The 22360-nt window shown below is 66.9% G+C and carries 17 protein-coding genes and 3 tRNA genes; 10 read left to right on the plus strand and 10 right to left on the minus strand.

Translation table 11 applies throughout. From position 1 onward, the window contains the following. Window positions 1–38: 38 nt before the first annotated feature. Both GIW57_RS10330 and GIW57_RS10335 read right to left on the minus strand, forming a co-directional pair. Window positions 39–1430, minus strand: a complete 1392-nt coding sequence (locus GIW57_RS10330) for an ATP-binding protein (protein ID WP_099819977.1) — start codon at window positions 1428–1430, stop codon at window positions 39–41. Between the two features lie 6 nt (window positions 1431–1436). Then, window positions 1437–2165 (minus strand): response regulator, encoded by a 729-nt coding sequence (locus GIW57_RS10335; protein WP_025875399.1) that lies wholly within the window; start codon window positions 2163–2165, stop codon window positions 1437–1439. A gap of 205 nt (window positions 2166–2370) precedes the next feature. On the opposite strand from GIW57_RS10335, the gene GIW57_RS10340 reads away from it, so the two are divergent. The 3 genes from GIW57_RS10340 to GIW57_RS10350 are packed head-to-tail and all read left to right on the plus strand — an operon-like array spanning window position 2371 to window position 7000. Beyond that, entirely contained in the window at window positions 2371–3609 is a 1239-nt protein-coding gene (locus GIW57_RS10340) for an efflux RND transporter periplasmic adaptor subunit (RefSeq protein WP_236510504.1), read from the plus strand. After that, window positions 3606–5564, plus strand: coding sequence for a MacB family efflux pump subunit (locus tag GIW57_RS10345; protein WP_108267837.1), 1959 nt, complete (start codon window positions 3606–3608; stop codon window positions 5562–5564). Before GIW57_RS10340 ends, GIW57_RS10345 begins: the two co-directional genes overlap by 4 nt. Continuing rightward, window positions 5561–7000, plus strand: coding sequence for a TolC family protein (locus GIW57_RS10350; RefSeq protein ID WP_329605750.1), 1440 nt, complete (start codon window positions 5561–5563; stop codon window positions 6998–7000). Before GIW57_RS10345 ends, GIW57_RS10350 begins: the two co-directional genes overlap by 4 nt. Window positions 7001–7110: 110 nt before the next feature. Here GIW57_RS10350 and rlmB read toward each other — a convergent pair whose 3' ends face one another. The 3 genes from rlmB to rnr form a co-directional block, all read right to left on the minus strand. Continuing rightward, the gene (gene rlmB, locus GIW57_RS10355) at window positions 7111–7854 is read right to left on the minus strand and encodes a 23S rRNA (guanosine(2251)-2'-O)-methyltransferase RlmB (protein ID WP_089239900.1); all 744 of its coding nucleotides are present in this window, start codon (window positions 7852–7854) and stop codon (window positions 7111–7113) included. Window positions 7855–7946: 92 nt separating this feature from the next. Beyond that, window positions 7947–8441: a GFA family protein gene (locus GIW57_RS10360; protein ID WP_236510510.1), complete on the minus strand. Its 495-nt coding sequence runs from the start codon at window positions 8439–8441 to the stop codon at window positions 7947–7949. A 130-nt stretch (window positions 8442–8571) separates the two neighbouring features. Further along, window positions 8572–11031 carry a ribonuclease R gene (gene rnr, locus GIW57_RS10365; protein ID WP_236510513.1) on the minus strand — a complete coding sequence of 820 codons (2460 nt, stop codon included), beginning with the start codon at window positions 11029–11031 and terminating at the stop codon, window positions 8572–8574. Between the two features lie 128 nt (window positions 11032–11159). Between rnr and GIW57_RS10370 the strand changes: the two genes are divergently transcribed. Further along, a tRNA-Leu gene (locus GIW57_RS10370) sits at window positions 11160–11244 on the plus strand. 159 nt (window positions 11245–11403) lie between these two features. Further along, window positions 11404–11490: transfer RNA gene (locus GIW57_RS10375), tRNA-Leu, on the plus strand. Window positions 11491–11550: 60 nt separating this feature from the next. On the opposite strand, the gene GIW57_RS10380 is transcribed toward GIW57_RS10375, so the two are convergent. Further along, window positions 11551–12297 (minus strand): sulfite exporter TauE/SafE family protein, encoded by a 747-nt coding sequence (locus tag GIW57_RS10380; RefSeq protein WP_100464341.1) that lies wholly within the window; start codon window positions 12295–12297, stop codon window positions 11551–11553. Between the two features lie 99 nt (window positions 12298–12396). On the opposite strand from GIW57_RS10380, the gene GIW57_RS10385 reads away from it, so the two are divergent. The 3 genes from GIW57_RS10385 to GIW57_RS10395 all read left to right on the plus strand — a co-directional run bounded on the left by GIW57_RS10385 (window position 12397) and on the right by GIW57_RS10395 (window position 14050). Continuing rightward, window positions 12397–13308 (plus strand): LysR substrate-binding domain-containing protein, encoded by a 912-nt coding sequence (locus GIW57_RS10385; RefSeq protein ID WP_236510516.1) that lies wholly within the window; start codon window positions 12397–12399, stop codon window positions 13306–13308. 50 nt (window positions 13309–13358) lie between these two features. Beyond that, window positions 13359–13445, plus strand: a tRNA-Leu gene (locus GIW57_RS10390). A 326-nt stretch (window positions 13446–13771) separates the two neighbouring features. Further along, the gene (locus GIW57_RS10395; protein ID WP_236510519.1) at window positions 13772–14050 is read left to right on the plus strand and encodes a hypothetical protein; all 279 of its coding nucleotides are present in this window, start codon (window positions 13772–13774) and stop codon (window positions 14048–14050) included. Window positions 14051–14183: 133 nt separating this feature from the next. Here the strand turns inward: GIW57_RS10395 and emrB are convergent, their stop codons facing one another. The 4 genes from emrB to emrR are packed head-to-tail and all read right to left on the minus strand — an operon-like array spanning window position 14184 to window position 18902. Then, window positions 14184–15770, minus strand: a complete 1587-nt coding sequence (gene emrB / locus GIW57_RS10400) for a multidrug efflux MFS transporter permease subunit EmrB (RefSeq protein WP_099819969.1) — start codon at window positions 15768–15770, stop codon at window positions 14184–14186. A gap of 8 nt (window positions 15771–15778) precedes the next feature. Further along, window positions 15779–16957: a multidrug efflux MFS transporter periplasmic adaptor subunit EmrA gene (gene emrA, locus GIW57_RS10405; RefSeq protein ID WP_100464331.1), complete on the minus strand. Its 1179-nt coding sequence runs from the start codon at window positions 16955–16957 to the stop codon at window positions 15779–15781. 11 nt (window positions 16958–16968) lie between these two features. Further along, window positions 16969–18462, minus strand: coding sequence for a multidrug efflux transporter outer membrane subunit EmrC (gene emrC / locus GIW57_RS10410; protein ID WP_236510523.1), 1494 nt, complete (start codon window positions 18460–18462; stop codon window positions 16969–16971). Then, window positions 18459–18902, minus strand: coding sequence for a multidrug efflux system transcriptional regulator EmrR (emrR, locus tag GIW57_RS10415; protein WP_025877626.1), 444 nt, complete (start codon window positions 18900–18902; stop codon window positions 18459–18461). Before emrR ends, emrC begins: the two co-directional genes overlap by 4 nt. 145 nt (window positions 18903–19047) lie before the next feature. Here emrR and GIW57_RS10420 point away from each other — a divergent pair, with 145 nt between their 5' ends. Together GIW57_RS10420 and parC are read left to right on the plus strand one after the other, a co-directional pair. Further along, a complete protein-coding gene (locus GIW57_RS10420; RefSeq protein WP_236510526.1) occupies window positions 19048–19956 on the plus strand; it encodes a helix-turn-helix transcriptional regulator in 909 nt (302 codons plus the stop codon). Between the two features lie 59 nt (window positions 19957–20015). Next, window positions 20016–22259: a DNA topoisomerase IV subunit A gene (gene parC, locus GIW57_RS10425; protein ID WP_236510529.1), complete on the plus strand. Its 2244-nt coding sequence runs from the start codon at window positions 20016–20018 to the stop codon at window positions 22257–22259. The last annotated feature ends 101 nt before the right edge of the window (window positions 22260–22360 follow it).

Consider the following 22360-nt stretch of genomic DNA (forward strand, 5'->3'; position numbering starts at 1 on the left):
CATCCGGCACAGCCGGGCCCGGGTGCGGATCCCCGCTGCTACCGCGCCTCGGCGCTGGTCGACCATTGCACCACCGCTTCCAGCCCGCCTTCGGGGCGGTTGCGCAACCACAACCGGCCGCCGTCCTTTTCGGCCAGCGCGCGGGCGATGGTCAGGCCCAGGCCAGCACCGCCGGTCTCGCGCGAACGTGAGGTCTCCACCCGCACGAACGGGTCGAACACCGCTTCCAGCTGGTCATCCGCCAGCCCGGGGCCGTCATCGGCGATGACCACCGTGATCGTGCCCTCGCCGCGCTCGACACGTACCCGGGCGCGTTGTGCGTACATCACCGCGTTGTCCACCAGGTTGGAGAACAAGCGATGCATCGCCAACGGGCGCAGCATCAGCACCGCGCCGCTGCGCCCTTCGAAGACGACGTCGGCGCCATCCTCGGCAGTGTCCTCGACGATGCTCTCCAGCAGCGAATCCAGGTCCAGCGCGGCACGCTGTTCGGCACTCTCCGCACTTCGGGCCAGTTCAAGGCCCTCGCGTACCAGCGCCTGCATCGCGGCCAGGTCGCCGATCAGGCGCTCGCGCAAGGTCTCGTCGGTCACGTTTTCCAGGCGCAGGCGCAGCCGGGTCAGCGGCGTCTGCAGATCGTGGGTGATCGCCGCCAGCATCTGCGTGCGTTCGGCCAGGTGGCGCTGCAGCCGATGCTGCATGGCATTGAAGGCCTCGGCGGCGCGCTGAACTTCGCGTGGCCCGCGCAGCGGCAATGGCGCCCGCTGCAGGTCATCACCCAGGTCCTCCGCCGCTGCCGCCAGCTCCTGCAGTGGCGCGCTGGCCATGCGTGCAACCACGTAGGCGAGTACGGCAATGGCCAGCACCAGCAGGGTCAGGAACAGCGGGTCCACGGCGAGGATGCCGTTGTGCGCGATCGCCGGTGAATCCAGGGCGAGCTTCAGCAGCGTGCCGTCGTTGAGCACCACGTCCACCGCCCGGCACTTGGGTGGGATGAAGGTGGGATCGCGCTCGCGTGGCGGCTTGTGGTGGCCCGGCGGTGGCGGTGGCAGCAGGTCCTGCAGCTTGGGAATGCACGAACGGAACGAGGCAAAGTGCACATGTGCCCGTGACACCGGGCCGGGGCGGTCCTCCAGCACTTCCATCAGCGCCTTGTCGGCGCGCCCGATGCGCGCGCCGGGCTGCAGTGCGCGCACGCTGGGGCCACCGATCTCCAGCAGCCGCTCGCGCAGTTCCGGGTTGCCGTCGAGCAGGTTGATGTAGCCCTGCAGGCGGTCGGCGATGCGGTTCAGGTTCTGCCGCTCGAATTCCTGCTGCCGCTTGGAACTGGCCAGCATGGTCGCGCCGATCGCGGCCACGCTCATGCCCAGCAGCAGGATCACGAACAGCCGTCCGACCATCGAGGACAGGAAGTGGCGCAGGCGCTTCATCGCGGCTTATTCCAGGTTGACGGCCGAGGCCAGCACGTAGCCTTCGTTGCGCACGGTCTTGATCAGGCCGTCGGGGCCACCATCGTCGGCCAGCTTGTTGCGCAGCCGGCTGACCTGCAGGTCGATCGCGCGGTCCTGCGCTTCATAGTTGCGGCCGCTGCTGAGGGCCACCAGCTGCTCGCGCGAGAGCACCTTGTTGGCATGGGCGATGAACACCCGCAGCAGGCGGAACTCGGCGCCGGACAGCACCACCACGCGCCCGTCCGGATCGACCAGGTGGCGGTGCTCCAGGTCGAAGATCCAGCGCGAAAAACGCGCACGGCGCACCGCCAGCGGTTCCAGGTTGGCCGGCAGCGCTTCGGTACGGCGCAGCACGTTGCGGATGCGTGCCAGCAGTTCGCGCGGTTCGAACGGCTTGGCCAGATAGTCATCGGCGCCCATTTCCAGGCCGAGCACGCGGTCGATCGGCTCGGCACGCGCGGTGAGCATGATCACCGGCGTGTTCGAGCGCGCGCGAAGGTCGCGGCACAGGGTCAGTCCATCCTCGCGCGGCAGGTTGAGGTCGAGCACGATCAGGTCCACGTGTTCGCGTTCCAGCAGCTGGCGCATGCTGGTGCCATCGGCGGCGGTGCTGACCTGGTAGCCAGCGCGGCCGAGCTGCTCGGCCAGCAGGGTGCGGATATCGTTGTCGTCATCGACGATCAGCAAACGGTGCATCGGGTTTTCAGTCTCCATGTCGCGAATCATCCCGTGTCGGCAGCTGAACCGCATCCAGGCCAATACGTACCACTGTATCCCCCGCAGTGCGGGATACCTGCTGATACGCAGTCTCGGCGACAGTGTTACATAGAGACACACCCCGAGGATTGAGCGCAGCATCGCTCGATCTTCACAATGCCCACCAACGCCGCCACTGCGGCCCCCAGAGTGAAGCCGCCACGTGATCTCCCGCCTGTTGCCCGCGACCCGCAAGGGTCGCCTGATGTTGATCGCCCTGCTTGTCCTGATCGCCGCCGTTTCCGCCTGGTGGCTGCTGCGCAAGCCGGCCGCACCGGCCCTGGCGACCACCCCGGTCAGCCGCGGCGACATCGAGCAGACGGTGGAAGCGACCGGCGTGATCGACGCCTACAAGCTGGTCAGCGTCGGTGCGCAGGCTTCCGGCCAGATCAAGTCGCTGAAGGTGCAGCTGGGCGATACGGTGAAGGAAGGCGACCTGATCGCCGAGATCGACGCCACCACCCAGCAGAACCAGGTGCTCAACGCACAGGCTTCGCTGGACCAGGTGACCGCGCAGCGCGCGGTGCAGCAGGCCACCCTGCGCCAGGCCGAACTGGAGTTCGCACGCCAGCAGCAGATGTTGGCGGCCGAGGCCACCTCGCGCCAGGAATACGATGCCGCCGAGGCCCAGCTGAAGACCGCGCGTGCGCAGCTGCAGTCCTACGAAGCGCAGATCAAGGGCCGCGAAACCGAACTGGGCACCGCCCGTGCCAACCTGGCCTACACCCGCATCGTCGCGCCGATGGATGGCACCGTGGTGGCGGTGGTGGCCGAGGAAGGCCGTACGGTGAATGCCAACCAGACCGCGCCGACCATCGTGATGCTGGCGCGGCTGGACGTGGTGACCGTCAACGCCGAGGTCTCCGAGGCCGACGTGGTCAAGATCAAGGCCGGCATGCCGGTGTACTTCACCACGCTGGGCGACCCGGACCGCAAGTACCACGCCACGCTGCGGCAGATCAATCCGGCGCCGGCGTCGATCGCCAACGAGAGCTCGTCCAGTTCCAGCAGTTCGTCCAGTTCCAGCTCCAGCAGCGCGGTCTACTACAACGCGTTGTTCGACGTCGAAAATCCCGATGGCACCCTGCGCATCGACATGACCGCACAGGTATCGGTGCTGCTCAAGCAGGCCAAGGGCGTGCTGATGGTGCCGGCCGTTGCACTGGGCCCGAAGTCGCGCGACGGCGAGCGCATCGTGCGGGTGGTCGATGACAAGGGCCAGCCGCAGCCGCGCAAGATCAAGGTCGGCATCAACAACGGCGCCAACGTCGAGGTCCTGTCCGGCCTGAAGGAAGGCGAGCGCGTGGTGGTCGGCGAAGGCGGCGCTGCAGCGGCCACGGGCGGCGGCAACCGCGGCGGCATGCAGATGCGGGTCGGTGGCCCGGGCATGGGGCGCCGATGAGCACGACGGCGCCGCTGCTGCGCCTGCGCGACCTGCGACGCGAATTTCCGGCCGGCGAGGACGTCATCGCCGTGCTGCGCGACGTCAACCTGGACATCCATGCCGGTGAGATGGTGGCCATCGTCGGCCAGTCCGGCTCGGGCAAGTCCACGCTGATGAACATCCTCGGCTGCCTGGACCGCCCGACCCGTGGCAGCTATCAGGTGGCGGGCCGCGAGACCGGGAAAATGGCGCCCGACGAGTTGGCCGAGCTGCGCCGCGAGCACTTCGGTTTCATCTTCCAGCGCTACCACCTGCTGGGGGATCTCGACGCGCGCGGCAATGTGGCCGTGCCGGCGGTCTATGCCGGCAGCCCCGGTCCGGTGCGCACCGCGCGTGCCGAGCAGCTGCTGCAGCGCCTCGGCCTGGCCGACCGCATGCACCACAAGCCCGGGCAGCTGTCCGGTGGCCAGCAGCAGCGCGTGTCGATCGCGCGTGCGCTGATGAACGGTGGCGAGGTGATCCTGGCAGACGAACCGACCGGCGCCCTGGATACGAAATCCGGCGAAGAGGTGATGGCCATCCTCGGCGAGCTGCATGCCGAAGGCCACACCATCATCATCGTCACCCACGACATGAGCGTGGCCGAGCACGCACAACGCATCATCGAGATCCGCGACGGCGAGATCATCGCCGACCGCGCCAATCCGGCCGCGCCCAGCTACCGTGCGCAACGCGAACCGAGCACGGGCGTCGCCCATGGCAGCAGCTGGCAGGCCGCCCGTGACCGCTTCACCGAAGCGTTCCGGATGGCCCTGCTGGCGATGAACGCCCACCGCCTGCGCACCTTCCTGACCATGCTCGGCATCATCATCGGCATCGCTTCGGTGGTATCGGTGGTGGCGCTGGGCAATGGCTCGCAGCAGCAGATCCTGCAGAACATCAGCGCACTGGGCACCAACACCATCGACGTCTACCCCGGTCGCGGATTCGGCGACATGCGTTCGGCGCGGGTGCAGACCCTCAAGGCCAGCGATGCCGATGCCCTGTCGCGGCAGAGCTACGTCGACAGCGCCACCCCCAGCGTGTCCAGTTCGGTCACCGCGCGCTACCGCAACCAGTCGGCCACCGCGCAGATCAGCGGCGTCGGCGAGCAGTACTTCCGGGTGAAGGGCGTGAGCCTGCTCAGCGGCAGCTTCTTCGACACCGATGCGGTGAAGGGACTCGGCCAGGTGGCGGTGATCGATGAGAACACCCGCACCCAGTTCTTTCCTGACAGCGACCCGATCGGCCAGGTGATCCTGCTTGGCAATGTGCCGGTACGCGTGGTCGGCGTGGCCAAGAAGCAGAGCTTCGGTTTCGGCGGCAGCACCAGCCTGAGCGTGTTCGTGCCCTACACCACGGTGATGTCGCGCATGCTCGGGCAGAGCCACGTTTCCAGCATCACCGTGCGGGTGAACGATGAAACGCCGATGGATGCGGCGCAGGAAGCGATCACCCGGCTGCTGACCATGCGCCACGGCACCGAGGACTTCTTCCTCAGCAACAGCGCCGAGATCCGCGACACCATCGAACAGACCACGCGCACGATGACCCTGCTGATCGGCGCCATTGCCGCCATCGCGCTGCTGGTCGGTGGCATCGGCGTGATGAACATCATGCTGGTCTCGGTGACCGAGCGTACCCGCGAGATCGGCGTGCGCATGGCGGTGGGGGCGCGGCAGAGCGACATCCGCCAGCAGTTCCTGATCGAAGCGGTGCTGGTATGCCTGCTCGGCGGCTTGCTCGGCATCGGCCTGGCACTGCTGATGGGTGTGTTGATCGGCCGTTTCGCCAGCGATTTCCAGGTGCTGTTCTCCACCGCTTCCATCATTGCCGCCTTCGCCTGTTCAACCCTGATCGGTGTGGCGTTCGGCTTCCTGCCGGCACGCAGTGCCGCCCAGCTCGACCCGGTGGAGGCCCTGGCCCGCGAATGAAGATGATGACCCGACTGCCCTTCCCGGCTCCCTCGCGCCTGCTGCTGGCCGGCGCCGTGCTGCTTGCACTCTCCGCCTGCGCTTCGGTAGGCCGCTATCCGGTCGCAGACCCCAGCGTTGCCGCCACTTATGGCCGTGGCGATGCGACCCTCAACGCACCGGCCGACGACCCGCGCAGCGGCCTGGACACCCCGGCCCGCGACATCCGCCAGGACCGCTGGTGGACCGGCTTCGGCGATGAGCGCCTGGACCGCCTGGTGGCGCAGGCGTTGACCGCCAACAGCGACCTCGGTGCTGCCGGCCTGGCCGTGCAGCGTGCACGCCTGCAGGCCGGGCTGGCCAGCAACGCGCTGTGGCCGCAACCTTCGTCGTCCGGGGTGAGCGGCAGTGGCAGCCGCGCCACCGACCAGGCCGACGACTGGCGCCGCAGCTACTCCACCGGTGTGTCGCTGGGGTGGGAGATCGACCTGTGGGGCCGCCTGCGCACCCAGCGCGACATCGCCCGCTGGGAGGCAGACGCCAGCGAAGAAGACCGGCAGAACACCGCCCTGCTGGTGATCGGCGATGTCATCAACCAGTACTGGGCACTGGCCTACCTCAACCAGTCCATCGCCACCGGCCAGGCCAACCTCGAACGTCTGCAACGCACGCATGAACTGGTGCAGGCACGCTTCGATGCCGGTGCGGTATCGCGGCTGGAAGTCCGCCAGGCACTGCAGAACCTGCAGTCGCAGCGTTCAGCGCAGAGCGCGCTGGAACAGCAGCGGGTGGAAGTGCGCAACGCGCTGACCGTACTGCTGGATGGCACGCCGTGGCCGCAGCAGGACGAACCGCAGAACCTGCTGGAGGCGCAGAGCCCGACCATTGCCGAAGGCCTGCCAGCCGACCTGCTCGGCCGCCGGCCCGACCTGCGCGCGGCCGAGCTGCGGCTGCGCAACAGCCTGAAGACGATCCGGGTGACCGCCACCCAGTACTACCCGGCATTGAGCCTGACCGGCAGCCTCGGTTCCAGCGCGACCTCGCTGGGCGATGTACTGCGCAATCCGGTGGCGACGCTGGGAGCTGGCCTGTCGCTGCCCTTCCTCAACCTGCAGCGCGCGCAGCTGGATACGGACGTGGCCGGTACCAACTACCAGATCGCCGCCACCACCTTCCGCAAGACGCTGTACACCGCGCTGTCGGAGGTGGACAACGCCTTGTCCGCACGTGAGCAGCTGCTGCGCCAGGTGACTGCCTCGCAGGCGTCCTACGACGAAGCGGTGGAAGTGGAGCGCGCGCAGGAAGTGCGCTATCGCGTGGGCGCCACAGATCTGCGCACCTGGCTGGAAGCGCAGCAGACCCGGCGCGATGCGGAACTGTCACTGGCGCGGGTGCGGCAGAGCCAGTTGAACAACGACGTGACGCTGTTCAAGGCACTGGGCGGCAGCGCGGGGTGACGTCTTCTGTAGAGCCGAGCCCACGCTCGGCTGCTTTTCGTCTCGATGCCGGTGCCGCGCGGTGCGCGGCAGCCGAGCGTGGGCTCGGCTCTACAGGGACGGTTGCCCGATCAACCGCGCTGGCGCACGACCTCGAACAGGCTGACGCCGGCAGCGACCGAGACGTTCAGGCTCTCGATCTCGCCCGGCATCGGAATCTTGACCAGGCCATCGCAGTTCTCGCGGGTCAGGCGGCGCAGGCCATCGGCTTCGCCGCCCAGCACCAGGGCGATGTTGCCCTTCAGGTCCAGCTGGTACAGCGACGCGGTGGCCTCACCGGCCAGGCCATAGATCCACACACCCTGCTTCTGCAGGTCCTTCAGGCAGCGCGACAGGTTGGTCACCGCAACCACCGGAATACGGTCGGCAGCGCCGGCCGAGGTCTTGCGCACGGTGGCATTGACCGTGGCCGACTTGTCCTTGGGAATGATCACGGCGGTGGCACCGGCCGCAGCGGCCGAGCGCAGGCAGGCGCCGAGGTTGTGCGGGTCCTGCACCTCGTCCAGCACCAGCAGCAGCGCCTTGCCTTCCGCAGCGGTGACCAGGCCTTCCAGCTCGTTCTCGTTGTAGGTGCGGGCGGCGGCATAACGCGCGGCCACGCCCTGGTGGCGCACCGAACCGCCCACGCCGTCCAGCGCCTGGCTGTTGACCTTGCGCACGTCGATGCCCTTGCGGCGGGCGTTTTCCTCGATCTCGGTCAGGCGCGGGTTCTTCGCACCGGCCTCGACCAGCACTTCGCGGACGTTCTCGGCGTCGTTCTCGATGGAGGAGGCGACGGCGTTGACGCCGACGATCCACTGGCTGTTCTTGCTCATGCGGGCAGGACCGGAAAGGGGGTGGCTATGGTAGAGCATCAGGGGCGGCCGCGCTTCGCGCTCGCCGGGCATTGCCCGGCGCTACCCGCCGTTCACCCTTCGGCCGAACGGCTGCGCGGTGGCCAGTGCGGGGTGTCGTGGTCGGGGTGCTGGTGGGACACGATCGTGGCCAGGAACTCCAGTGCAGCGACATCCTCTTCGGTGCGGCGTGCCGGCAGCCTGCCCAGCCCGTCTACGAAGGGCAGCTTGCGCTCGACGCCATACTGGAGGGTTGGCGGCAGGCGCTCAGGCTGGTCGAAGGCACCGGCGGCCACCGCCACGCCATCGGGTGCTTCATAGGTCAACGGCGTACCGCAGTCGGCGCAGAACCCACGCCGCACGACGTTGGAGGACTGGAAATAACGCGGTTGGCCGCGGGTCCAGCTGAACTGCACGCCGCGCACCGAGACCAGCGGCGCGTAGTACGCACCGAAGGCCTTCTGGCACATCCGGCAGTGGCAGATCGAGCTGTCGGTCAGCTCGCCCCGCGCCTGGAAGCGGATCGCACCGCACTGGCAGCCGCCGCTGTATTCGGGTTGGCCCTGCATTGCTGCGTTCCTCCGGAACATCGTGTCGACCAAGGTCGACACCTACCGATGGGGGGATGTGCCAATCTAGACCGGCACCCCTGCGCTACCGAGGATGCCGACCAAGGGCCGGCACTACCACGGCCGTCGGTCAATACTTCTTTTTCGTGCGCTTGGCCGGCTTGCCGCGCTCGGGCAACGGGGCCGGGCTTGCCACCTCTTCCTCGCCCTTGTGCTCGACCAGACGGAAGTCGATCTTGCGCTCTTCCATGCTGGCCTTCAGCACCAGGATGCGCACCTGGTCCCCCAGCCGATAACTGCTGCCACGGCGCTCACCGGTCAACGTCTTGCGGGTCGCGTCGAACTTGTAATAGTCCTGCGGCAGCTGGGTCACGTGCACCAGGCCCTGTACTTTCGAGTCGGCCAGCTCCACGAACAGGCCGAAGCTGGTCACGCCGCTGATCACGCCGTCGAACTGGCCACCGACGTGTTTCTCCATCCACGCGGCGCGGTAACGCTCATCCACCTCGCGCTCGGCCTCATCGGCACGACGCTCACGCTCGGAACACTGCAGTGCCAGTGCAGCCATCTCGCGGGCGTTGTAGGTGAACTTGTCCAGCGGCTTGCCCGACAGCGCATGCTTGATCGCACGGTGAACCAGCAGATCCGGGTAACGACGGATCGGCGAGGTGAAGTGCGCGTACGCCTCCAGCGCCAGGCCGAAGTGGCCGTTGTTGTCGGGGCTGTACACGGCCAGGCTCTGGCTGCGCAGCAGCACCGATTCCAGCAGCGTGGCATCGGGACGGTCGCGGATCTTCTTCAGCAGCTTGGTGTAATCGCCCGGGCGCACCTTCGACCACGGCGGCAGGCTCAGCTTGAACTCCTTGAGGAATTCCAGCAGATCGGCGTACTTGGTCTCCGGCGGCTTCTCATGCACGCGGTAAGGCGCCGGCACATGGCGCGACAACAGATACTTCGCCGCCTCCACGTTGGCCGCGATCATGCATTCCTCGATCAGCTTGTGCGCATCGTTGCGCACCAGCATGCCGGCCTGGGTGACTTCGCCGCGATTGTCGAGCACGAAGCGGACTTCGCTGCTTTCAAACTCGATCGCGCCACGCTTGGTGCGCGCCTTGGACAGCACCTTGTACAGCTGGTGCAGGCGCTGCACCTGCGGCAGCAGGTCGCCGATGAACGCCTTGGCACCGGCATCGTCCTCGCCCACCGCCTGCCACACCTGGGTGTAGGTCAGGCGCGCGTGCGAATTCATCACCGCTTCGTAGAAGCGCGAGTGGGTGACGACGCCTTCGCGGTCGATCTGCATGTCGCAGACAAAGCACATGCGGTCGACCTTCGGCATCAGCGAGCAGATGCCGTTGGACAGCGTTTCCGGCAGCATCGGCACCACGAAGCCCGGGAAGTACACCGAGGTCGCGCGCTTCTGCGCTTCATCGTCCAGCGGCGTGCCGGGACGGACATAGTTGGAGACGTCGGCAATGGCGACCACCAGGCGGAAGCCATCGGCGTTCGGCTCGCAGTACACCGCGTCGTCGAAGTCCTTGGCGTCCTCGCCATCGATGGTGACCAGCGGCGTGCTGCGCAGGTCGACGCGGTCACCGATCATCGCCGGCTCGACCACCAGCGGCACCGACGCGGCTTCGTCCAGCACTTCCTGCGGGAACTCGAACGGCAGTTCGTGGCCGTGAATCGCGGTCTCCACCACCAGCGATGCGGTCAGCTTGTCGCCGAGCACAGCGATGATGCGGCCGATCGGCGGACGGCGGCTGTCCGGTGCCTGGGTCAGTTCGCAGACCACCAGCTGGCCATCGCGCGCGCCGCCGGTCTGGTCTGGCGGCACCTGCACGTTGCGCTGGATGCGCTTGTCATCGGGCACCACGTAGTTGATGCCCATCTCGACGCTGAAGCGGCCGATCAGGCGGGTCATGCCGCGCTCCAGCACGCGGGCGATGCTGCCTTCGCGACGGCCGCGGTGATCGATGCCGGTGACACGGGCCAGCACCTTGTCGCCGTGCATCACCTTGCGCATTTCGTACGGCGGCAGGAACAGATCGTCGCCGCCCTCGACCGGGCGCAGGAAGCCGAAGCCTTCCGGATTGGCAATCACCACGCCGGTGACCAGGTTCAACGTCTGGATGGGAGCGAAGCCGCCGCGGCGGTTCTGCACCAGCTGGCCATCGCGGACCATGGCGCCGAGCCGGCGCGACAGTGCCTCGGCACGGTCCGGTGCGGTCAGGCCCAGGCGCGCGCCGAGTTCTTCAGCGGTCTGCGGCCCTTCGCAGCGCTCCAGCAGGGCCAGGATGGCCTCGCGGCTGGCGATGGGTTGTTCGTACTTTTCTGCTTCGCGGGACGCATAGGGATCGTCGATCACCTTGCCCGTCGGCGGCAGCTTGCGGCCCGGCGCGGGGCCCGGTGCCTCTGCGTTGCGGCGGCCTCGACCAGACGGCGGTGCGCCACCTTCGGCCAGTGTGGGGAGCCAGCCCGGCAACGGCTTGCCCGGCTTGTTGCTGCGGGCCGGGCCGGCCTTGGCGCCCTTGTTGGGGGCTTCACTGCGGGACTTGCTCCCGCCCTTGCTTGGTTTTTTGGTAGTCATCGCCCTCCATGGTAGCCGTTGCGGGCGTGCAGAACGGGTCAGCAAACCGGTTGACGCATCCCCATTAAGAATTTTCGGGAAATCGTTGACAGGTCCCCGGTTCATCTTCACAATTGCGCCTCTGGAACGCCCAGATGGCGGAATTGGTAGACGCACTAGTTTCAGGTACTAGCGGGTAAAACCGTGGAGGTTCGAGTCCTCTTCTGGGCACCAACAAAAAAACTCCTCGCTTCGGCGGGGATTTTTTTTGCCTGTAATCCGGGTTCGGCACCCATCCACGCATGGCGTGGATATGCAGAGCGCGACCGACGCGGGAGTTTCACAAGGGTGTTGACACCTCCGTCACGGCACCGCATAATTCTCCTCCTCGACGCCCAGGTGGCGGAATTGGTAGACGCACTAGCTTCAGGTGCTAGCGGGGGCAACTTCGTGGAGGTTCGAGTCCTCTCCTGGGCACCATGTCGAGAATGAAAAACACCCGCGAAAGCGGGTTTTTTCTTGTCTGGCGTCCAGCCAGCATCACCACCACGAACGCAGCACCAGCTCCAGGCCCAGCAGCAACAGGAAGCCGAGGAAGCAGGCACGGAATACCCGCGCACTGATGCGCTGGCGGATCACCTGCCCCAGCCACATACCGGCCAGCGACGGCACCACTGCCAACGCGCTGAGGCCGAGCTGCTGCACGCCGAACGCACCATGCAGCACCAGGCCTGTGGTCAGCGAAATCGTGGACACCGTGAATGCAAGGCCCAGCGCCTGCACCAGCTCGTCGCGCTGCAATCCCAACGACTGCAGGTAGGGCACCGCCGGCATCACGAACACGCCGGTTGCGCCGGTCACCACACCGGACATCGCGCCGACCAGCGGCCCCAGCCAGCGCTCGCGCCGAGCCGGTACCCGCAACACCGGCGCCAGCAACGCGTACCCGGCGTAGACCACCAGCGCCACGCCCAACGCGGCCCGTGACACATCACGATCCACCCGCACCAGCAGCGCGGCGGCGCCGAGGGTGGCGATCACCACCGCCAGCATCATCGGCCACAGCCGCCGCACGATCCGCCCCACCGATGGACCGGACAGCAGCTGCCAGGCATTGGTGACAAAGGTGGGAATGAACAGCATCGAGGCCGCCGCAACCGGCGACAACGCGCCGCCCAGCAGCCCCATCGCCACGGTCGGCAGGCCCATGCCCGTCACGCCCTTGACCACCCCGGCCAACAGGAACACCCCCACCAGCAACCCATAGAAGTAGTTCGTTTCGTTCATGCTTTCATTGGAGCCGGCGGCACTTCAGCGCACAATGCGGCATTCCCGCCCTACCCTTCGGCTGCTCCGAAGGCAACGGCCACGATGCGAGGTCATGACATGCGTCTGGACATTGCCGATCTGCGCCTGTTCCTGGCGGTCGCCGAAGCCGGCAGCATCACCGCCGGCGCGGTAGAGGCGAATCTGGCACTGGGATCGGCCAGCGAACGCCTGCGCGCGATCGAAACCGACGCCGGCACCGCGCTGCTGACCCGTCACCCGCGCGGCGTCAGCCTCACCGAAGCGGGCGCCGCACTGGCCCATCACGCGCGCCTGATCCTGCAGCAGCAGGCACAGCTGCGCGGCGAACTGCAGGCCTTCGCCCACGGCGCGCGCGGCACGCTGCACCTGTATGCCAACACCGCGGCATTGACCAACTATCTGCCCGCGCGACTGGCCCCATGGCTGGCCGAACGCCCTCGCCTGCGCGTGGAACTGCACGAACGCACCAGCAATGAAGTCGTGCGCGCGATCCGTGCCGGCCAGGCAGAGGCCGGCATCATCAGTGACGCCGTCCCCGCCGACGGGTTGCACCGCCATGTGGTTGCGGAAGACCCGCTGATGATGCTGCTGCCGGCTGGCCATCGCTTCGCCGCGCGGCGCTCGCTCGACTTCAGCGACGTGCTGGCCGAAACCTTCGTCGCGCTGGCCGACGGCAACGCACTGCAGACCTATATCGAAGAACTGGCAGCAGAGTCCGGACGCACGCTCGACGTGCGCATCCGCATGAAGACCTTCGAAGGCCTGTGCACGATGGTGGGCCATGGCATCGGCGTGGGCATCGCGCCACGCACGATCGCACGGCGGCACCGACGGGCCACCGGCATCGTCGCCGTTGCACTCGGCAACGCATGGGCACAGCGCCGACTGTGTGCCGCGTTTGCCGACTGGAAAACGCTCTCGCCGCCGATGCGCAGCCTGCTGCTGCATCTGGACGTGGACGCGGAAAGGGGTGCAGAAAAAAATGTGTGAAATGGTGTTGACACATATCCAACCTTCCTGCAAAATTCTCCTCCTGAGTCGCCCAGGTGGCGGAATTGGTAGACGCACTAGCTTCAGGTGCTAGCGGGGGCAACTTCGTGGAGGTTCGAGTCCTCTCCTGGGCACCATGACTCAGACAATGATCAAACCCGCGCAAGCGGGTTTTTTCATGTCCGGAGTTCGGGACGCGGCGTTGCATGCGATTGCTGCTCGACGTGTCGTATCCGGCCCCATCTGGCGGCCACTTGATTGTGCGATCCCCCTTCGGCACATCGCCGCCACGCTCTGAACATCATTCGTATCCGAATCCATTTCACGTTCCGCTCGAATTCGTACTTTTCCTAGACCAAATCCACCCAATTCCCTTTCCCCGGCAGGCAGATTTACCGCTACCGGGGGCAGACACGACATCACGCTCTGCTCCGGCGCCCCTTCCTCCCACAAAGGACGCTCCATGCAGCGCAGCACCATCTGCCCCCACTGCCACACCACCTCCAACTACGGCGTGACCGTCTGCGTGGGATGCCAGGCCGAGGTCCATTACGGCGCACCAAAGGAAGCGCACCTGCTTGTCATCGTCGCCGCCGTCATCTGCGGCGCATTTGTCGGTAGCCACGTGCAGGCCACTGCCGGCTGGGTCACGGGCGGCGTCGTACTTGTGGCAGGAATGTGGGCGATCAGCCAGCTGTTCCGCGATCGCGTGATGTTCAAGCGCGTGTATCGCACACGCTAGGCCCGAGCCAGTGCGCTTGACCTGGATGTGCCACGGCACACTGTTTGAAAGCCATGTCAGCACACTTCCCGCAACGCCCAAACAGAAACCCCGCCTTGCGGCGGGGTTTCTGCGTTTCAACAACAACGATCGATCAGTGCCCGCCACCGGCGGCAGCACCGGCGCCTGCACCGAACGGCGGCTTGGCCAGCCACAGGAAGGTGATGATCGCCAGGAAGATCCAGCCCAGCAGGAAGAAGATGTCGTTGAAGCCCATCTGCGACGCCTGGTGGTTGATCATGTTGTTCAGCACCGCCGCACCATGTTGCAGGTCGCCCTGCCCCATCGCCGCCACCTGGTCCTGCATGCCCGGCTGATACACCGAGATGTGTTCGGTCAGGTCCGCGTGATGCACCTGCGTGCGACGCGCCCACAGCCAGGTGGTCAGCGACGCGGCGAAGCTGCCGCCCAGCGTACGCAGGAACGTGGCCAGGCCCGAGCCGGCCGCGATCTCACGACCATCCAGGTCCGACAGCAGGATCTGCAGCACCGGCATGAAGAACAGCGCGACACCAATGCCCATGATCAGCTGCACGCCGGCCACGTGCTGGAAGTCGACCTGCAGGTTGAAACCCGAACGCAGGAAGCTGGTCATCGACAGCACCACGAACGCGATGGTGGCCAGCATGCGCATGTCGAAGCGCGATGCGTACTTGCCCACGAACGGGGTCATGATCACCGGCAGGATGCCGATCGGCGCCGTCGCCAAGCCTGCCCAGATCGCGGTGTAGCCCATGTCGCGCTGCAGCCACTGCGGAATCAGCAGGGCCACGCTGAAGAACGCGGCGTAGGCCACCACCATCGCCAGCGTACCGGCGCGGAAGTTGCGGTGCCGGAACAGCTTCAGGTCGACGATCGGGTCCTTGTCGGTCAGTTCCCAGATCAGGAACACGGTCAGCGCCACCACGGCCACGCAGGCCAGCACCACGATCTTCATCGACGAGAACCAGTCCTCGTCGTTGCCCAGATCGAGTACCAGCTGCAATGCACCCACGCCGATCACCAGGGTGACCAGGCCGACGTAGTCCATCTTCGGCTTTTCGACGTGCTCCGGGCGACCCTTCAACTGGTTACCCACCACCAGCGCAGCGAAGATGCCCAGCGGCACGTTGATCAGGAAGATCCATTCCCAGCTGTAGTTGTCGGTGATCCAGCCACCGAGGATCGGCCCGCAGATCGGCGCCACCACGGTGATCATCGCCAGCAGCGCCAGCGCCTGTCCGCGTTTCTCTCGTGGATAGATCGAGACCAGCAGCGACTGGGTGATGGGGTACATCGGGCCGGCGACGAATCCCTGCAGCGCGCGTGACAGCACCAGCATGCCCATGCTCTGGGCCAGGCCGCACAGCAGCGAGGTGATCACGAAGGCCAGCGTGGCCCACACGAACAGCTTGCGCTCGCCGAAGCGACGGCTGAGCCAGCCGGTCAGCGGCAGCGCGATCGCGGTGCTCACCGCGAACGAGGTGATGACCCACGTCGCCTGCTGCGAACTGGCGCCGAGGTTGCCGGCGATGGTCGGCAGCGAGACGTTGGCGATGGTGGTGTCGAGCACCTGCATGAACGAGGCCATTGCCAGGCCCACGGTGCACAGGGCCACACTGGGTGGCAGGAAGCCGGCGGCCGCACCCGGCGCCGCCGGTGCGCCCGGAGAGCCGGGCGCAGCTGGAGCTTGTGCGGACATGGCCGACCTCAGCTCGCCTTGGCCTGCTGCGGCAGGTTGCCCTGGATGATCGTGTGGATCACCTCATCGGCATCGTGCAGCTGCTTGGCGTACACGTCGGTGTCGAACACCGTGCCCTTGGCGGCCGCGCTCGGCAGCACTTCGCCCTTCTGGTCGCGCAGGCTCACCTCAGCCTTCATCGACAGGCCGATGCGCAGCGGGTGGTCGGCCAGCTGCTTGGCATCGATGGCGATGCGCACCGGCACGCGCTGCACGATCTTGATCCAGTTGCCGCTGGCATTCTGTGCCGGCAGCAGCGAGAACGCCGAACCGGTGCCCAGGCCCAGGCTGTCGATGCGGCCCTTGTACTTCACATCGCCGGCATACAGGTCCGACTTCAGTTCCACTTCCTGGCCCAGGCGCATGTGGCGCAGCTGGGTTTCCTTGAAGTTGGCTTCGACCCACATCTGCTCGGTCGGCACCACCGCCATCAGGGCATTGCCCGGCTGCACGCGCTGACCGACCTGCACCGAACGACGGGCAACATAGCCGGTGACCGGCGCGACGATGCCCGAACGCGCATTGTTGAGGAAGGCCTGGCGCAGCTGCGCGGCGGCCGCCTGCACGTCCGGCTGGGTGGCGATCACGGTGTCGTCGACCAGCGCACGGTTGCGCTCGACGGTCTCGCGCGAACCGGCCACGGCCGCTTCGGCAGCCGCCAGCTCATCGCGGGCGTGGGCCAGTTCTTCGTTGGAGATGGCGCCGGTGGCGGCAAGGCCCTTGCGGCGTGCGAAGTCGTCGCGCACGCGCTTCAGGGTCACCTGACGTGCGTTCAGATCTGCCTGCGCACCTTCGACGCTGCGGTACAGGCCGCGGGTCTGGCGCACGGTCTTGGCCAGGTTGGCTTCAGCCTGCTGCAGGGCCACCGAGGTATCGGCCGGGTCCAGCTGCACCAGCAGCTGGCCGCGCTCCACGCGCATGCCGTCATCGGCGTTGATGGCGACCACGGTACCGGCCACCAACGGGGTGATCTGCACCTGGTTGCCCTGCACGTAGGCGTCGTCGGTCTCTTCGAACCAACGGCCGAACATGAAGTACCACAGCGCCAGTGCCGCCAGCAGCAGCACGACGATCACGAACAGGCCGCGCAGCAGCTTGCCGCGACGGTTGGGGGCGGCGGGGGCCGCAGTGTCTTGGGTCTGGCTCATGGCAGGCGTCTTCAGGAATGCGAGGAATCGGAATGGGAAGCAAGCGGTGCGGCGTCGGCGTCACTGGGCTGGAAACCACCGCCGAGGGCCTTGCTCAGGCGCACCGAGCTCTGCAGCTGCTGCGACTGCAGGCCGGCCAGCTGCTGCTGCGATTGCAGCAGGGTGGACTGTGCGGTCAGCACGTCCAGGTAGCTGCCGATGCCGGCGCGGTAGCGCTGCTGGGCCAGGTCGAAAGCGGCGCGTGCGGTATCCACCGCCTGCTGCTGCGACTGCGCCTGCTGCGCCAGTGAACGCACGGCGTTGACCTGGTCGGCCACATCGCGCAGTGCATCGAGCACCGCCTGGTTGTAGTTCGCTACGGCCAGGTCGTACTGCGCATCGGTGTTGGCCAGGTTGGCGCGCAGCTTGCCGCCTTCGAAGATCGGCATGCTCAGCGCCGGACCGATGTAAGCGAAGCTGGAACTGCTCTGCAGCAGGTCGCCGACATTCGGCGCGACCACGCCGGCCAGCGCGGTCAGGTTGAGGCTCGGGTAGAACTTTGTCTTGGCGACCTTGATCTGCTTGTCGGCCGCTTCCACCCGCCAGCGCGCGGCGACGATGTCCGGGCGACGGCCGAGCAGTTCGCTGGGCACCACGCCCGGCAGCTGCAGGGCCAGCGGGTTCATCGCCCGCGGGCGTTCGATCGACAGGCCCCGGTCCGGGCCCTTGCCCACCAGCGCGGCCAGCGCAGTGCGTCCCGCGTCGATGCGCTGCTGTGCCGCCAGCAACTGCTGCTGTGCGGCCGGTACGCGGGCTTCGGCCTGGCGCACCTGCAGGTCGCTGTCGATGCCGGCGCTACGACGCTGCCGGGTCAGTTCCAGCGACTTCTGCGAGCGCGCCAGTTCTTCTTCAGCTACGTCATTGAGCTGCCAGGCATAAGCCAGATCGGTATAAGCCTGGGCGATGCCGGTGGACAGGTTCAGGCGTGCGGCCTGGGCCTCTACAGTGGCGGCGTGCGCGCCGTCCACGGCGGCTTCCCAGGCGGCGCGCTTGCCGCCCCACAGGTCGATGCCGTAGCTGAAATCGAAGGCAACCTGGCTGCTGCCGGCGTAGTGGCCACCGATTTCATCGCCGGCCATCGATTCGGGCAGGCGCAGGCCGGTGTAGCCACCGGACACGGACAGGCTGGGCAGGCGATCGGCGCGTGCGGTGCCGACCTGCGACTGTGCCTGGCGCAGGCGGGCGTCGGCGGCGTCCAGGCTCGGATGGCCGGCCAGGCCTTCGGCGATCAACGCATCCAGCTGCGTATCGCCCAGTGCCTTCCACCAGTCCTGGGCGGGAAAACCGGCGGCGCTCAGGTCGCTGTCGGCCAGGGTGCGTTCGCTGTGCAGGCTGTCCACGTCGAGCACGTGGCCCTGCGGGGTGAGGCCGCGGCTGCTGGCGCAGGCGGCCAGGGCCAGGGCCAGCGCTGAAACCAGCAGCGCGCGTCCGGACCGGCGGAGAGTGGGATGCGGGATCGGGTTCATGGGGTCGTCAGGGAATCGCGGATTCGGGTCAGGAGGGACAGCAGCTGGGTGCGTTCGTCGGCGGACAGATCACGCAGGGCGTAATCCATCACCGCGTCGCCGCGCAGCTTCAACCGCGCCCACAGCGCGCGGCCTTCATCGGTCAATACGATCTGCAACGCACGCCGGTCCTGGGCATGCGGCTCGCGGCGCACGCAACCGAGCGCTTCCAGCTTGTCCAGCAGGCGGGTGACCGCGCTGGGCACCTGGTCGATGGCCTGGGCCAGTTCGTTGGCCGTGCACGGCGCCATGTTCGAGAGCACCTTCAGCCCGATGTAGTGGGTGAAGCCGATGCCGAGGTCTTCTTCGGCCATGGACGCATCGAGCTGGCGGACCAGGCCGTCGCGCACCTGGCGCAGCAGCAGGCCGAAGCTGGGGGGAGTGGTTGCAGGACAGATCATGGGGGAGCATTCTCTTCCAAAAAAAATATTTCTCAATGGAAATATTCGATCTGGCATCGAATGCTGTGTTGCAGCAATGGGCTGGATCAGGTGAAGGCGCCACCTTAATGGCGCTCCCAACTGGCCCGGTAGTACAATCCAGCCAATGAATGTCACATTCAAGCCACCCCCAGCCCATGTGAAGGCGGGCGAACCCGGCCCTGCCACCCTGCTGCGTGAAGAAGCGCTGGACTGGTTCGAGCGCAATGACGGCCCGCCGGTCATCGCCTTCCGCTTTGACAGCCAACAGGGCCTGGCGCGCGAAGTGGACTGGCATCACCACGTCCGCGCGCAGCTGATCTGCGTTGAACGTGGCCTGCTGACCACCCGCACCTCGCATGGCACCTGGTCGCTGGCGCCCGGCTCCGCGGGATGGATGCCACCGGCCGAACCGCATACGGTCCACATCGATGGACCGCTGCGCGGCTGGGGCATGGTACTGGCCGCACCGCTGTGCGCCGAACTGCCGGCCGATCCGTGCGTGCTGGGCATCTCGCGGCTGGCGCAGGCGGTGGCCGAACGCATCTGCGACTGGCCACAGGACTACGAGAGCACCACCGAGCGGCAGCACATCATCAACGTGCTGCTGGACGAGATCCGCACCGCGCCGCGCCAGCGCATGCATCTACCGATGCCGCGCGACCGGCGCCTGCTGAAGATCGCCTCGCAGTTGCTGGCCGACCCGGCCGACGAGCGCGGCCTTGCGCAGTGGGCGCATTGGGCCGGCCTGTCGCCGCGCAGCCTGACCCGCCATTTCCGCGACGAGACCACCCTCAGTTTCGCCCAGTGGCGCCAGCAGGCGCGGCTGGCCGAGGCGCTGCGGCAGCTCAGCGAGGGCCGCAGCGTGGCCGATATCGCCCACGCACTGGGCTTCAGCAGCGCCAGCGCCTTCGTCACCGTGTTCCGGCGACACTTCGGGTTGCCGCCCGGACGCTACCTGGCACGGGCCGGCCACGGCCTGGAACCGGGCCTGGACCCTGCACGCGGCTTGGCATCCCCCGCCGCATCCGGATAATCACTGGATTGAGAGCGGCGACCGCCGTCACCGCCTCCCGACATAGGTAACAACGCCGCATGACCGATCTTGCCCGCCCCGTGTTCCACGGTTTCGAACAACTGCCGCTGCGCGAGTACGCCGAACGCGCCTACCTCGACTACTCGATGTACGTGGTCCTGGATCGCGCCCTGCCGTTCCTCGGCGACGGCCTGAAGCCCGTGCAGCGCCGCATCATCTATGCGATGAGCGAGCTGGGCCTGAATGCCGCGTCCAAGCCGAAGAAGTCCGCGCGCACCGTCGGTGACGTCATCGGTAAGTACCACCCGCATGGCGACAGCGCGTGCTACGAAGCGCTGGTGCTGATGGCGCAGCCGTTCTCGTACCGTTACCCGTTGATCGAAGGCCAGGGCAACTTCGGTTCCAGCGATGATCCGAAGTCGTTCGCGGCGATGCGTTACACCGAATCCAAGCTGACCCCGATCGCCGAAGTGCTGCTGGGCGAACTCGGCCAGGGCACCACCGACTGGGCGCCGAACTTCGACGGCACCCTGCAGGAACCGACCTGGATGCCGGCACGCCTGCCGCATCTGCTGCTGAACGGCACCACCGGCATCGCCGTGGGCATGGCCACCGATGTGCCGCCGCACAACCTCAACGAGATCGTCAGCGCGCTGCTGCACCTGCTGGACGACCCGGATGCCAGCGTGCGCGACCTGTGCGAGCACGTGAAGGGCCCCGACTACCCGTCCAACGCCGAGATCATCACCCCGGCCAACGACCTGCGGAACATGTACGAGACCGGCAACGGCAGCGTGCGTGCGCGTGCGACCTACACCAAGGAAGCGCACAACGTGGTGGTCACCGCGTTGCCGTTCCAGGTGTCGCCGTCGAAGGTGATCGAGCAGATCGCCGCGCAGATGCGTGCCAAGAAGCTGCCGTGGCTGGAAGACATCCGCGATGAATCCGACCACGCCAACCCGGTGCGCGTGGTGCTGGTGCCGCGCTCCAACCGCGTCGACGCCGAGCAGCTGATGGGCCACCTGTTCGCGACCACGGACATGGAGCGCAGCTACCGCGTCAACCTCAACGTGATCGGGCTGGACGGCCGTCCGCAGGTGAAGAACCTGAAGACGCTGCTCAGCGAATGGCTGGCATTCCGCAGCAGCACCGTCACCCGCCGCCTGCAGCACCGACTGCAGAAGGTCGAGCGCCGCCTGCACCTGTTGGAAGGCCTGCTGGTGGCGTTCCTCAACCTGGACGAGGTGATCCACATCATCCGTACCGAGGACGAACCGAAGGCGGCGCTGATCGCGCGCTTCGGCCTGTCCGAAGACCAGGCCGAGTACATCCTGGAAACCAAGCTGAAGCAGCTGGCCCGCCTGGAAGAGATGAAGATCCGCGGCGAGCAGGACGAGCTGGCCAAGGAACGCGACAAGATCCTGAGCATCCTCGACAGCAAGGCCAAGCTGAAGAAGCTGATCCGCGACGAGCTGCAGGCCGATGCCAAGAAGTTCGGTGACGAGCGCCGTTCGCCGCTGGTGCAGCGCCAGGCGGCGCAGGCCATCGACGAGACCGAGCTGGTGCCGAGCGAACCGATGACGGTGGTGATGTCCGAGAAGGGCTGGATCCGTGCCGCAAAGGGCCACGACATCGATGCCTCGACCCTGTCCTATCGCGATGGCGATGCCCTGCAGGGCGCGGTGCGTGCACGCAGCACCCAGCAGGTCGCGTTCCTCGACAGCGAAGGCCGCGCCTACTCCACGCCGGTGCATACCCTGCCCTCGGCGCGCGGCAACGGTGAACCGCTGACCGGCCGCTTCTCGCCGGCCGCAGGCACCAGCTTCGTGACCCTGGCCAGCGCCGAACCGGATACCCGCTTCGTGCTGGCCTCGACCCACGGTTATGGTTTCGTCACCCGCTTCGAGAACCTGATCGGCCGCAACAAGGCCGGCAAGGCGATGCTGAACCTGTCGGCGGGCTCGTCGGTGCTTACGCCGTCGGTGGTGGCCAACGTCGCCACCGACCGCATCGTCGCGGTGACCAGTTCGGGCAACCTGCTGGCGATCGCCGCCAACGACCTGCCGGAACTGGACAAGGGCAAGGGCAACAAGATCATCGAGATCCCCAAGGCCAAGCTCGCCACCGAGCGCGTGGTGGCAATCGTGGCGATCAGCCCGGGGCAGACCCTGCAGGTACGCAGCGGCCAGCGCACGATGGGCCTGAAGTTCAACGAGCTCGAGGCCTATCTGGGCGCCCGCGCCACCCGTGGCCACCTGCTGCCGCGTGGCTGGCAGAAGGTGGAAGGGCTGTCGGTCGAATGACGGTAGGTGTCAACCTTGGTTGACACACCCTGCCCGGCGCTACCGGGAACGGGACGCCAGACACAAAAAAGCCGGGGCATTCCCCGGCTTCTTTGTTTGTC

This window comes from Stenotrophomonas sp. PA-6-5C, from assembly GCF_021605635.1.
Taxonomy (GTDB): Bacteria; Pseudomonadota; Gammaproteobacteria; order Xanthomonadales; family Xanthomonadaceae; genus Stenotrophomonas; species Stenotrophomonas lactitubi.